The organism is Phycisphaeraceae bacterium, from assembly GCA_019636795.1.
Taxonomy (GTDB): Bacteria; Planctomycetota; Phycisphaerae; order Phycisphaerales; family UBA1924; genus JAHBWW01.
Map to the genome: position 1 here is coordinate 333959 of JAHBWW010000005.1, position 13673 is coordinate 347631.

Here is a 13673-nt window from a genome sequence, read left to right on the forward strand (position 1 = left end):
CGGCAGAGCCTGCCGCAACTCGCGCAAGCCTTGCGCGTGCAGCCCCGCCAACCCCCGCAGCCGTCTGGCACGCCGTTTGAGATGCATCCGCTGCGGGCACGGAGGCCCACACCGCGCGGAGGAGTCCACCATGTACTACGGCATCGACATCGCCAGTTCCGGCGTCCTGACCAGCCTGGCCCGCCTCGACGCCATGGCCAACAACCTGGCCAACATCGATACCGTCGGCTACAAACCCGTCGAAGCCGCCACCATGCAGCGTGACCACGCACGACGCGAAGACGGCCTGCACTTCCTACCCTCCAACGCACTTCTCGAACGACTCGGCGGCGGGCTCCTGCTCGCGCCCAGCCGCGTCAGTTTCCGTCAGGGCACCATCGACACCACCGGCAACGAACTCGATCTGGCCATCGAGGGCGAAGGCTTTCTCGTCGCGCGCACCAGCAGCGACGCCAACGCCGACTCGATCGCCCTGACGCGCGACGGCCGCATGACGCTCGACGATCGCGGCCGCCTCGTGCTCGCCTCAAGCGGCAACCCCATCATCGATACCGCCGGACGCCCCATTCGCCTGATCGAAAACACGCCCGTCGAGATCGACAACCGCGGCTTCATCCGTCAGGACGGCAATATCGTCGCCCAGTTGCGCTTCGTCGATCTTCCCGACCGCCGCGCCCTGCGGCCCATCGGCGACACCCTCTTCGCCCTCGACGCCGCCGCCGCAGGCAACCTGCGCCCCGCCACCGGCCGCATCACCCAGCGCGCGGTCGAAGGCTCGGCCGTCGATCAGGTTCGCGCCCTGCTCGCCGTCCAGAGCGCCAGCAGCGCAGTCGGCGCCAACATCGGCACCATCTCGTATCAGGACCGCATGGTCGAACGCGCCATCAACACCTTCGCCCGCATGGGCTGAGCCAGCACCCGGAGAAACATTCGCATGGCCATCATCGCCCTTCAATCCGCCGCCAGCGGCCTCAACGCCCTGAACACCAAACTCGACGTCATCGCCAACAACCTGGCCAACGTCAACACCGAAGGCTACAAGGCCAGCCGCGCCAACTTTCAGGATCTGCTCTACATCGAACGCGCCCAGCCCGGCGTCGAAAACCCCAACGGCGACGAGCGTCCCACCGGCCTCTACGTGGGCCTGGGCGTCAAAGTCTCCGGCACCCAGCAGGAGTTCAGCCAAGGGGCGCCCATCAGCACCGGGCAGGAACTCGATCTCATGATCGAGGGCCGAGGCTTCTTCCAGGTCCAGGTCGAGCCCGAACTCGGTGGCGGCACCGCCTACACGCGCGCCGGCAACTTCGTCCTCAACTCCGACGGCGACATCGTGCTCGCCAACGATCAGGGCCGACGCCTCGAACCCAACATCAACATCCCGCAGGAAGCCGTCAAGGTCGACGTCTCCACCGACGGCCAGGTCTGGTACATCGTCGCGGGCGAAACCGAGCCACAGGTCGCCGGACAGATCGAACTGGCCTCATTCATCAATCCCGCAGGCCTCCGACAGGTCGGCGAGAATCTCTGGGTCGAATCGGCTGCCAGCGGCAACCCCGTCGTCGGCGTCCCCGGCGAAAACAGCACGGGCCGCGTCCGCCAGGGCATGCTCGAAGCCTCCAACGTCGATCCGGCGCGCGAACTGATCGAACTCATCCGCACCCAGCGGGCCTACGAAATGAACAGCCAGTCGATCCGCGCCGCCGATCAGGCCCTCCAGACCATCGCCCAGCTTCGCCGGTAACGCAGCATGACGCGACCGACCCTCGCCATCTTCGCCGCTCTGCTCTTCGCGCTCGCCGTCGCGCCCGCCGGCGCCAGCCACACCGAGATTACGCTCCGCTCGACGGCCCGCATCGCCCACGGCGCGCCCCTCACGCTCGGCGACATCGCCGTCATCGCCAGCCCGCGCGCCGCCGAACTGGCCGCGATCGTCATCCACGACCCCGACGCCGCCGCCGACCACGCCCGCAACCACTGGCTCGACATCAACGCCGATGATCTGGCCCGCCTCGTGCCCGTCCCGAAGGCACAACTGCTCATCCGAGGCTCGCTCTGCCGCGTCCGGATCATCGAACCAGCCATCGCCGCGTCGTCGGGCAGCCACAACGCACCCGCCGATGAACACCTCGCGCTCGGCGAGGCTGCCAGCATCGGCCCGACTCTCCGAAGCCATATCGAAGCCCGCCTCGCCGAGCACTTCGGCGTCTCGCCCGACGACCTGCGACTCGAATTTGCCGATCGCGACAGCGCCACGCTGCTCACGCCCACCACCGGCCGCATCGTCGAAGTCATCCCCATGGGCACCGGCAGCACCATGCCCATCGCCATCACGCTCTACGACCGCGACCGCATCCTCCACCAGGCCTCGATCCGCGTCGGCGTCGAGATCCGCCGCACCGTCGCCATCGCCACCGAGCCCATCGCTCGCCGCACCATCATCGGCCCCGCACAGTTCACAACCGAAGAACGCTTCCTCCCGCCATCAGCCGACCCCGCCGACCCCGCCGCGATCGTCGAGCACGAAACCCGCACCAATCTTCGCCCCGGCCAGCCCATCGACCGCCGCGATGTCGAGCCGCCCATCGTCGTCCGCATCGGCGACGAGGTCATGGTTCGCTGCATCACAGGATCCATCGTCGTCCGCCAGGCCGCCCGCTCGCTCGGCACCGCCCGCGACGGCGAGCGCGTCCTCCTCCGCCCCATCTCCGGCGGAAAGACCTTTTATGCTCGCATGAACGGCAAAGGCCGCGCTGTGCTCATCACCGGCCGCACTCTGCACGAACACATCGACCCCGTCGAGGACCATTGAACCATGCTCACACGCAACACCATCATGACCGTCGCACTGCTTACCTCGCCCGCCGCCGCACAAAGCCTCTTCGTCAAGGCTCTCGACGAAGGCCCCGCCCTCGCCGCGCGCGAAGCCGCCACCACCGAAATGGCCCAGGCCAGCATGCTCTTCGTCACGCCACCCGAGCCTCGCACCTTCATGAAGCACGACCTGATCACCATCATCGTCGATGAAACAAGCCAGCAGAAAAGCAGCCAATCCCTCGACACCGAGAAGAAATCCAGCGCCAACCTCACCCTCAACGCTATCCTCGACCCCTGGGAGCTGCTCGAAATGCGCCTCCGTCAGGGAGACACCGCCAACACCAAACTCCTCGGCACCGATTTCAAACGCAAGTTCGAAGGCGACGGCGAATACGCCCGCTCCGACCGCTTCAGCGCCAAGATCACCGCCGAAATCATCGAGATCAAACCCAACGGCACCCTCGTCCTTCAGGCCACGAAAACCATCACCAAGGACTCCGAAGTCCAGACCCTCGTCCTCTCAGGCGTCGCCCGGCAGGAAGACATCACCAACCGCAACACCATCCTCTCAAGCCAGATCGCCAGCCTCAGCATGAACCTCCAGAACACCGGCGAATTGCGAGAATCATCCAAGAAAGGCTTCCTCACCCGCGTCCTCGACAAGATCTTCGACTTCTAACATCTGACTTTGATTTCGAGCCGCACGCACGCATCTCCTGCCATCAGGACACCGCACGCACGAATCTGCTACCTTCAGGACACCGCACATTCTCATGTCCTGCCTTTAGGACGCCGGAGGTTTGCACCGTCAGGTGCACACCTCCGGGTCGCGATTCACCATCACCCTCATCACACGCGCACGCCTCACTCCACCTCAACCTCAAACGGCGACGCCGGCAACTCCGCCTCATTGAACAGGTTCAGTTCATCCGTCGCGCCCCACCCCAGCCGCACCCGCCGCGGCTCGCTCGCCCGCTCGCTCCACACCACCAGCGTCTCGCCCTCGATCGTCGCCTCCGCCGCGTGAAACACGCCATCAACGCCCGCAACCTGTACATGCGCAGCGGAGCCTCGCTCACTCCATAAACCAGGCATCTAATGGATAAATCGGCGGAGTCGCCAGCCCTCCGGTGCGCGTTCCGTTATTGAAAAAGGGCTGGGTCAACACGATGTACATTTGTCCATCCGGCGTCCAGAAAATTCGTTGCGCCATCGCTGGGAGTACCACAACAGACATCGTCCAAGGTGGAGAAAGTCGTACCGCCATGAGTCCGAATGACCAACCCGCATCGGAATCCATCTTCACTTGGGACTCGTCAGAGAGCGATTTTAGCGCGTAGAACGCAAGATTGCCCTGAGGCGAGTGTCCCAGAAAGAAAGATCTATGCACCTTCGATAGGTTAAAGCCTTGCCGCCCTCGAAGCTCATAAAAGTAAACCGCTTTCCCGCGCTGTATGTCTAAAATTTCCACCTTTGTGTATTTTTTGAAACTGAGCGTCGCGAATTTTCCATACATTGGTCGAACGTAACGGGCGATTCGTTGGCTTGGATAAGCATGTGACACACGATGGGCATCCGCACGAGTCAGCTCTAAATCTACAACTGGCTCTCCTACGACTTGCCATCCAGAAATCGAAAGTCGTGAAAAACCAGAATCCTGATGTGGATCGTCAATTCGAATCCAAGGCACCATGAACCGGTATTGTCGATCTGCATCAAAGCCTAAGGCCACGGGAATGTCGCTGATTACAACCTGGTCGCTTTCCAATGGACCAATGGGGAGTGCCTTGTTTTCGAGATATTTGAAGGTGGAAGGAAGCCGTCGTTCTAAATCAGAAACACACGCGATGCTCCAATCTGGTTGAGATCGCTTGGTAGAGGCCAACCGCCTGAATTGGGCCGCGGGTCCAGCCTGGAACCAAAAGCGGCCGTGCTCCGCCTTGACAACCCTGACCGTCGGTGAGCCGTCCGACTCGATTCGAGCCACACAGATGCTTCGGGACAGACAGTCCATGAACTCTGCCGGACAGTCCACTGGCGTCCGCGAGATCACCGCATCATCCTTGAGGTCATACACCACGAACTCGCATTGATCTGGATTGCCCACTGGGTGGGCACCGAGGACCAGATACTCGCCGCAAATCGAGTTGACCGCAAAGGCACTCCACTCAACGTGGAGCGCGTCCAATGCTGCAGCACGCAGCACCCCCGGGCTCACATCCGAGAGATCGCGAACCTCATACCGACTGCCGCAACCTCCAAGGATCATCAGTAAGCCCAATGTCACTCCGAGAGATATGTTCTTGCACGTCAGCATCGCATCACCTCATTGACTCTCGTGACCTGCGTTTGCTTCATTGTACTTCAACCTCAAACGGCGACGCCGGCAACCCCGCCTCATTGAACAGGTTCAGTTCATCCGTCGCGCCCCACCCCAGCCGCACCCGCCGCGGCTCGCCCGCCCGCTCGCTCCACACCACCAGCGTCTCGCCCTCGATCGTCGCCTCCGCCGCATGAAACACACCATCAGCGCCCGCAACCTGCACGTGCCGCACCGCGCCGCCACGCGCGATCAGTCCCGCAGCATGGTCAAACGTCACTCGAACCTTCGAGCCCTCGCGCACCGCGCCCGCCACCAGAGGCCCGCTGTACACCACATCATGCCCGTATGTCCTGGCCAGCGCCCACCGCGCCAGCCGCTCGCCCACAGCCTTCTTGTTCTTCGGGTGAATATCGCGCACATCGCCGATATCCGTCGTCACCACCATCCCCGTGTTCGGCACGCGCATCGCCAGCCGCTGCGCCTCGCGCAGCATGCCCGTCTGCCCCGTGTCGCCGCCATAGTTGAACGGCGCAATCTGCACGTAATAGAACGGCAACTCGCCGCCCCCGAATCGCGCACGCCACGCGCCGATCATCGCTTCCATCAGATCCGCATACCGGTGCGCATTATGCCGGTTCGACTCGCCCTGATACCACAGCATGCCGCGCACGCTCATGTCCGCGATCGGCTCGATCATACCGCTGTACAGCACCGTCGCTGTATTCGCATTGACCTCGAGCGCCCCGCGACTGCCAAGCCGAATCTCGCTCACAGCCTTTCCACGCCGCACCCGCCACTCGCCCGCGAGCCAGACGCGCTCGCCGCCCCCGACAAGCATCATCTGCTCCGGCTTCCCATTGATCCCCCCCGTACCCGCGGTATCAAGCACGCGCACCGCCACCACATTGCGCCCCGCGTCCACCACACCCACCGGCACCGCATACACCCGAGGCACGCTCCATTGGTTCTCCGCATGCGTCGCGCCCACATGCACACCATTGAGCCACACATCGTCATAATCATCAATCGGCCCAAGATGCAACTCAAGCGCGTCTCCAGCCATCGACGCAGGCACCTCGACCTCGCGCCGAAAATACACCACGCCGTCAAACGTATCAAGACCATCAGGCCCCATCGACGCCGGCAACTCCATCGTCCCCCACGCGCTGGCGTCAAAATCGGCCCCCGTCCAGCCTCGCACGCCGGCATCATCGAGCGATTCCCACCAGCGCCGCTCTATCGCAGCCGTCATCTCCACACGCCCGCTCGGATCGCCGCTCGCAACGCCAAGAATGGATAACTCTGACTCATACTCAACAAACGCCCCAAGACTCGAAGCCGGCATCCACGCTTCGATCCGCGTGCCACCCCACGCCGTCACTATCAACCCGATCGGCACGCCGAGTTCGGCTCGCAATTTCGTCCCGAAGTGATACGCCGCGGCGCTCATCCCCGGCGCGTGCCCAGGCGTCGCAGCCCGCCACGCTCCCGTCGCGTCGAAGCGCGAGTGCAGCGACATCTGCTTGCCAACCGTGAACACGCGCAGCCTGTCATCGTTCGCGCTCGCAATCGACTCCGCATCCCCAGTCATCGCCAGCGTCCACTCCATGTTCGATTGCCCGCTGCACACCCACACCTCGCCGATATACACATCACGCACCGTCACAGTCGTCTCACCCGCAACAGTCACCGTGTAAGGCCCGCCGGCTTCGCCTGTCGCAACCGAGACCTGCCATCGTCCGCGACCATCGGGCTTGGCCCGCACCGGCGAAGCCATCCACGAGCCCTGCACACTCACATCCTCCCCGCGCGTCGCCCAGCCCCACAGCCGCACCTCACTCTCACGCTGAAGCACCATCCCATCGCTCACCACACTCGGCAGCACAACATCCCCGCGACAGCAACTCCAGGTCAAACAAGCCACCGCAATCACACACCATTTCATCATTCATCTCCAGGTAGAGCACCAATCCTATCGAAATCGAATCAGGAACATCTCGCCCGCGTGCATGTCGCGCTCAAACACCTCATGCGCGCGCACGGTCCCGACAGCCTCCCCCCGCGCGCGCACAGCAGCGTCCTTGCGCAACGCCGCGTCCACATGTTCCACGTGGAACACTTCGCCATCGCCCACACCAAGCAACCGCAGCGTCCCGCCGGCACGCGCGTGAATCACCGCTTGCCTCACCCGCCCATGCGACCACTCCATCGACACCTCGAATCCGCCGCGCGCGACGAGCCCGCGCGCGGAACCATCGGGCCAGGCTTTGGGTAGTGCAGGCAGGAGGACGATCATGCCCTCGTGACTCTGGAGCAGCATCTCCGCAATGCCTGCACCTCCGCCGAAGTTGCCATCGATCTGGAACGGTGGGTGGTCGTCGAGCAGGTTGGGCATGGTGCTTTTGGCGAGCAGGAGTTGGATGTTTTCGTAGGATTTCTCCCCGTCGCTGAGTCGGGCCCAGAAGTTGATCATCCATGCTCGGCTCCAGCCGGTGTGTCCGCCGCCGTGTTGAAGGCGAGCTTCGAGCGAGCGACGGGCTGCGGCTGCGAGGTGGGGGGTGTGGCGCGGCGTGATCTGGTTCGAGGGATGCAGGCCATAGAGATGTGACATATGCCGATGACCCGGTTCGGCTTCCTCGAATGGATGTTGCCATTCCATGATGCGTCCGTCGGACGCGATGGTTGTCGGCGCGAGTTTGTCCAAGGCCTCGGCGATGCGCGTGGTGAGGGCGTCTTCGACTCCGACCAGCATGTGGGCTTCGAGGGTGTTCTCGAAGAGTTCTCGAATGATCTGCTGATCCATTGTGGGGCCCATTGACAGGCTGAGGACAGAGCCTTCGAAGCGGTACGAGTTTTCAGGGGAGGTCGTCGGGCCGGAGACGAGGAGCCCGGTTGCCGGATCTTCGACAAGCCAGTCGAGGTAGAAGAGGGATACTTCGCGCATGTAAGGAATTGCGCGTTCGATGAGGAACTCGTGGTTCTGTGTGAAGCGGTGGTGCTCCATGTAGTGCGATGCCATCCATCCGCCTGCGGTGACCCACATGCCCCACACAGGTTGTCCGGAAAATGCTGCCCAGAACCACGGATCGGTTTCGTGTCCGAATGCGGCACCGCTGCACCCGAGTCTGCGTGCGAACGTGCGTCCAGCAGGAATGAGACGGTCGCAGAAGTCGAAGAGGGGGCCATTGAGTTCGCTGAGGTTGGCAACATCAGCGATCCAGTAGTTCATCTGGAGATTGATGTTGGTGTGATAGTCGGCGTTCCATGGTGCTTCGAGGTGTTCGTTCCAGAGGCCCTGGAGATTGGCGGGGAGCGAGCCCGGGCGTGAAGAGGCGATGAGCAGGTATCGCGCGTAGTCGAAGTAGAGTTCGACAAGATCGGGGTCGCTGGCGCCGGATTGGACGCGTGCAAGACGCTGATCGGTTGGGCCGGACCATTGCGAAGAACCAAGTTCGAGGTGCACGCGGTCGAACCATGAGCGGTGTTCGCTGACGTGCCGGGCGACGCGTTCAGCGGTGGAGCGGGATGCCGCGGCAGCAAGGGCAGCGCTGAGTGACGCTGCAAGGTCGTGCGTGAGGGGGGACGATGGGTTGTCAAAGTTGTAATCGGTTTCGGCTGCGAGGAGGATCGAGACGTGCGTTGCATCGCGTGCGACAAGGGTCGCGCCATCGTGGGAAGTGTGGCCGTCGGTGACGATGTGCGTGCGTGCTTCGAAGCGTGTGCCGAGGTGCGATCCGTTGTGCTGTGCCTGGCCGTGCATGCGCATGCCGCGTTCGATGGGTTCGACGACAGCGTTGGCGGGGCGTGAGAGTTCGAATTCGAAGCGAGTTGGCTGTTCGGCGGTGATCTCGATGACGATGACGTTGTCGGGCGCGCTGGCAAACACACGGCGGACGATCAGCCCCCGATCGGTGCGCACGCCGGTCGAGGCGATCGCGGTGGTGAGGTCGAGTTGTCTTCGATACCGCTGTGGATAACCGATGGAGGGCGTGCGAATGGTCAGATCACCGAGCGTCTGGTGCGAGCGTGGAGCGATGCGTGCTGGGAGGACTCGCTCGGCAATGATTTTTTCGCCTTCAGCGGGCCTGCCTGCGAAGAACAGCGTGCGGGCTTCGGCGATGTGAAGTCCGGCGTCTTCGGGAACGACGGGATAGGGTGGCCCGGCCCAGAGGGAATCGAGGTTGAGTTGGATGCGTTCTTCTTCGATGCCGCCGAAGACCATGGCACCGAGGCGGCCGTTGCCTATGGGAAGAGCGTACGACCAAGTTGGCGCGGGCGATTCGTACCAGAGCGTTCGTGGGCCAGATTCGAGCGGGTGGTCGGTCCATGGTTGAGGCTGGGCGTCGCGGTGCATGGCGATGAATGCGTTGCGATCGCCGGGTGGCCAGGTTGCAGCGGCGGGGGTGTCGCCGAAGTGGATCTGCCAGAGAGAGTTGAGTGGAACTGAGCCGTTGGAGCCGTGAAGCTCGAGGTAGCCGCTGTAGATGCCTCCGGCGCCGCCTGAATCATGGACGCGAACTGCCAGGAGATGTGTTTGTCCGGGGGTGATGAGTGCCTCGTCGATGGGGTAGATTCGGTCGGCCTGCCAGGCGGTGCGGGAATCCGGGGGCATTGAGCCTGAGGCACCGATGAGGACGCCATTGATGAAGGCCTCGTCGGTGTCGTCGATGCGTCCGAGGTGGAGTTTCCATGGCCCGCGCAGGTTGGCGGGAACTTCGATGACGGTGCGATACCACGCGAACCCGTCGTACGACGCCCGCGGACCATCCCACACTGCGGGTACGGGGTGCCATTCCCATGAATACTGGCTGGGTGCAGGGGCGGCAGCGAGCAAGACGAGCACGGCAAGGGCAAAGCATCGAGTGAGCATGAGCAGTTCCTGGCAGCACCGAACGATGTAACCGATAGCGTATCAGAACCTGACACGGAGTGCATGAGCGTCAACAGGCTGAGTGTTGCAGGTGGATCGCCTGATACGATGGTGTGAGCACGCAGGAGATGGGCTATGGGCTTGACACTGGTTGAGAAGATCGCGACGCGGTACGCGGTGGGGCTTGGGGCGGGCGAGTGCGCGAGGCAGGGGATGATCGTGCGGATCAGGCCCAAGCATGTGATGACGCATGACAACACGGGTGCGGTGATTCCGAAGTTTCGATCGATCTTTGAAGGAACGGGGCGCGAGGCGCGCGTTGCCGATCCGAGGCAACCGGTGTTTGCGATTGACCACGACATCCAGAACCTCACGCCTGAGAACCTTGCCAAGTACGCGAAGATTGCGAAGTTTGCTGAGGAGAACGGGATCGATTTTTATCCTGCGGGGACGGGGATCAGCCATCAGGTGATGGTGGAGCAGGGGTATGCGGTGCCGGGTGCGCTGGTGGTGGGGAGCGATTCGCACTCGAACCTTTATGGTGGAGTTGCGGCACTTGGGACGCCGGTGGTGCGGACGGACGCAGCGTGCCTGTGGGCGACGGGAACGACGTGGTGGCAGGTGCCCAAGGTAGCGCGGTGCCGGCTGATTGGTTCGTTGCGCGATGGAGTCGTCGGGAAGGATGTGATCATCGCGCTGTGCGGGGCGTTCAACAACGATGAAGTTCTGAATCACGCGGTCGAGTTTGTTGGTGATGGTGTGTCGGGGCTCACGATGGATCAGCGCCTCTCGATCGCCAACATGACGACCGAGTGGGGAGCGCTGGCGGGCGTGTTTCCGTTTGATGAGGTGTTGAAGGCGGCGTTGCTCAAGCGGGCAGATGTGCTGGCGAGCGAGCGGAGGCCTGGGGTACGGCGGGCGGGCTCGCTGGGGTTTTATACGCGCGATGACGTGGAGCGTTGGCATCGTGAGTGGGAGGGCGCTGACGAGGACGCGGGCTATGCGATCGAGTTGGAACTGGATCTGTCGAGTGTGGTGCCGCATGTGTCGGGGCCGAACGAGGTCAAGACGATGACATCGGTGCCTGCGATCGAGAAGAAGCGGGTGGCGATTCAAAAGGCGTATCTGGTGAGTTGCGTCAATGCGCGGCTTGAGGATCTGGAGTCGGCGGCGCGCGTGTTGCGCGGGCGGCGCGTGGCGGATGGGGTGAAGATGTATGTAGCAGCGGCTTCGGGTGAAGTACAGGCAGCTGCTGAGGCGAGCGGCGCGTGGGGCATTTTGCAAACAGCGGGCGCGACGATGCTCCCGAGCGGATGCGGGCCTTGCATTGGATTGGGCGAGGGGTTGGTTGAAGATGGAGAGGTGGCGATCAGCGCGACGAACCGGAATTTTCGTGGTCGCATGGGCAGCCGCGATGCGGAGGTATACCTTGGTTCGCCGGCGGTGGTTGCAGCGAGTGCTGCAGCGGGTTACATCTGTGCGCCGGAAGAGTACGAAGATGTTCCGCTTCGGCGGAGTGTGGGCGTGTCGCATGTGGCGCCTGATTTCAGCGGAAAAGCGGATCTGTATGACGGGTTTCCTGCGGTCTTGCGCGGGCGAGCGCTGGTGCTGCCGAAGGACAACATGAACACTGATGGAATCTACGCGGGCAAATGGACGTACAGGGATGATTTGAGCGCGGAGGACATGGCTGCGGTTGTGTTCGAGAATTTTGATCCCCTGTTTGGGTCAAAGTGCCGCAGGGGCGACATCGTTGTGTCGGGGTGCAACTTTGGGACAGGTTCGAGCCGCGAACAGGCAGCGACAGCACTGAAGCATCGCGGCATCGCGTGCGTGATCGCAGAAAGTTTCAGCGAGACATATTTGCGGAACGCGTTTAACAACGGCTATTTGTGTCTGATATGCCCCGAATTGGTGAGGTCGCTCCGCGTAAGACACACCTGGGAGCAGAATACGACGGTTGTTGATGCGGATATTGAGATCGACTTTGTGAATTCGTTCATTCGCATGAACGGTGAGAGTTTTGCAATGAGTCGATTGAGTCGCGTTGCACAGGAATTGGTGGTGAAGGGCGGCGCTGAAGCGGTGGCGAAGGAAATGCTGGTGCGTGATGATGAATGAAAATCTCTATCGCATGGAAGTCGCATGAGTAATTGTTGTAGTGCTGCACAAACCTGTGGGAAAGTGCAAGGGTTTGCCCGCATTTGGAGGAAGAATCGGAAGTGGCGGTAGTGTGTTTTCAATACTTGGCGGAACGAATGGTCGAAGATTGTGGTATATTCAATTGAGTCGTGGATTCACAAGGAGACCACTCATGACTTCGACCGACAACCTTTCGTTTGAGCACAGGCGTTCGATCGAGCGTCCGAGTGCGGCTCAGTATTCCGCGCAGAGCCAGGCGCCAGGTGCGGTTGCGACGATTGCGGAGGCTGTGTTCGAAGCATCGAAAGCGTCGCCGCGGATGGGGGTGTATGTGCTCGATCGGGAGATGCGTCTGACGTATGCCACGGCGACGGCTGCGGAGATGATGTTCAGGTCGGGTGAGACGGATGTGGTGGGGCGGAGCCTGAGCAGTGTGATGTCGCCGAAATACGCGGCGGGGTTTGCTGATCGCATGGGTGTTGATGGGATGCAGGTTGAGCGGTTGATCTGGGGCGGATGGCAGATCCTGTCGCAGTGTCGATTCGTGAACGATCACAGTGAGATTCTGCGTGTGTGTGTTGTTCAGCGTTTTGGGGGGTTGGTACCGGATCTCTGGAATGGTCTGCTCGTGATGCCCGCGCCGGTTGCGGATTTTGGTCCATTGGATTGCTTAAGCGATCGCGAGTTGGAGATGACAGCTTTTATCGGCATGGGAATGACGGTCAAGGAGATCGCTGAGCACGTGCATCGTTCCGCGAAGACTGTGGAAAACCACCGGATCTCCATCGGACGAAAGCTCGGGATTTCGGATCGGTTACAGATTGCGCTGCTTGCCTACAACGCTGGACTGAAACCTGAGGACGCCGGACTGAAGCGAGTTCGTCGAGTGGCCTGAGTTGCGATGCAGAGGCCTAGAGTCTTGACCAATCAGGAGGTCGAACGATCATGGCCAAGTATCGTATTGCGTGGATGCCCGGCGACGGGGTGGGTGTGGATGTAATGGATGCGACGCGCATTGTGCTTGACGCGATGCGGTTTGATGCCGAGTACATCCCGGCGGACATCGGGTGGGAGTTCTGGTGTCGCGAAGGAAATCCGCTGCCGGATCGGACGATCAAAATTCTCAAGGAGACGGATTGTGCGCTGTTTGGCGCGATCACGAGCAAGCCACGCGAGGAGGCGGCAGAGGAACTGGCGCCCGAACTCCACGGCAAGGGGCTGAGTTATTTCAGTCCGATCGTAAAGTTGAGGCAGTTGTTCAACCTGCATACTAACCTTCGGCCTTGCAAGGCGTATCCCGGCAATCCGCTGAACTATCGCGATGACATCGATCTGGTGGTGTTCCGCGAGAACACTGAAGGGATGTATGGCGGGATCGAGTGGTTTCCGCTGCCCAAGAAGATTGCTGACGCCATGGCCGACCCTGAGGTGGGGCATCCTGATCGGATGAAGCGGTGGTACGCTAAGGGGCTTGAGAATGTGGCGTTGTCGACGCGGGTGATGAGCCGTCAGGGGTGCGAGAGT

Annotated in this window: 11 protein-coding genes; 7 read left to right on the plus strand and 4 right to left on the minus strand. The window is 61.9% G+C overall.

Translation table 11 applies throughout. The features are described from left to right. Positions 1–130 precede the first annotated feature (130 nt). From KF757_12415 to KF757_12430, 4 genes are read left to right on the plus strand one after another with little or no spacing between them, the layout of a single operon-like run. A complete protein-coding gene (locus KF757_12415; GenBank protein ID MBX3323782.1) occupies positions 131–910 on the plus strand; it encodes a flagellar hook-basal body complex protein in 780 nt (259 codons plus the stop codon). Positions 911–934: 24 nt separating this feature from the next. Continuing rightward, the gene (flgG, locus tag KF757_12420) at positions 935–1741 is read left to right on the plus strand and encodes a flagellar basal-body rod protein FlgG (protein ID MBX3323783.1); all 807 of its coding nucleotides are present in this window, start codon (positions 935–937) and stop codon (positions 1739–1741) included. Positions 1742–1747: 6 nt separating this feature from the next. Further along, positions 1748–2809: a flagellar basal body P-ring formation protein FlgA gene (gene flgA, locus KF757_12425; GenBank protein MBX3323784.1), complete on the plus strand. Its 1062-nt coding sequence runs from the start codon at positions 1748–1750 to the stop codon at positions 2807–2809. Between the two features lie 3 nt (positions 2810–2812). Next, complete coding sequence (locus KF757_12430) at positions 2813–3493, plus strand: flagellar basal body L-ring protein FlgH (GenBank protein MBX3323785.1); 681 nt, start codon at positions 2813–2815, stop codon at positions 3491–3493. A gap of 185 nt (positions 3494–3678) precedes the next feature. Here KF757_12430 and KF757_12435 read toward each other — a convergent pair whose 3' ends face one another. The 4 genes from KF757_12435 to KF757_12450 are packed head-to-tail and all read right to left on the minus strand — an operon-like array spanning position 3679 to position 10007. After that, positions 3679–3909, minus strand: a complete 231-nt coding sequence (locus KF757_12435) for a hypothetical protein (protein ID MBX3323786.1) — start codon at positions 3907–3909, stop codon at positions 3679–3681. Beyond that, positions 3890–5131 (minus strand): hypothetical protein, encoded by a 1242-nt coding sequence (locus tag KF757_12440; protein ID MBX3323787.1) that lies wholly within the window; start codon positions 5129–5131, stop codon positions 3890–3892. The genes KF757_12435 and KF757_12440 overlap by 20 nt, the downstream gene beginning before the upstream one ends. Positions 5132–5168: 37 nt before the next feature. Beyond that, on the minus strand, positions 5169–7085 hold the full coding sequence (locus KF757_12445) for a beta galactosidase jelly roll domain-containing protein (protein MBX3323788.1): 1917 nt from the start codon (positions 7083–7085) through the stop codon (positions 5169–5171). A gap of 24 nt (positions 7086–7109) precedes the next feature. After that, positions 7110–10007 carry a glycoside hydrolase family 95 protein gene (locus tag KF757_12450; GenBank protein ID MBX3323789.1) on the minus strand — a complete coding sequence of 966 codons (2898 nt, stop codon included), beginning with the start codon at positions 10005–10007 and terminating at the stop codon, positions 7110–7112. A gap of 135 nt (positions 10008–10142) precedes the next feature. Here KF757_12450 and lysF point away from each other — a divergent pair, with 135 nt between their 5' ends. The 3 genes from lysF to KF757_12465 form a co-directional block, all read left to right on the plus strand. Then, on the plus strand, positions 10143–12128 hold the full coding sequence (gene lysF / locus KF757_12455; protein ID MBX3323790.1) for a homoaconitase: 1986 nt from the start codon (positions 10143–10145) through the stop codon (positions 12126–12128). Positions 12129–12321: 193 nt separating this feature from the next. Beyond that, positions 12322–13044: a hypothetical protein gene (locus KF757_12460; protein ID MBX3323791.1), complete on the plus strand. Its 723-nt coding sequence runs from the start codon at positions 12322–12324 to the stop codon at positions 13042–13044. A 50-nt stretch (positions 13045–13094) separates the two neighbouring features. Then, the coding region (locus tag KF757_12465; protein MBX3323792.1) for a hypothetical protein at positions 13095–13673 on the plus strand (579 nt) is incomplete at its 3' end.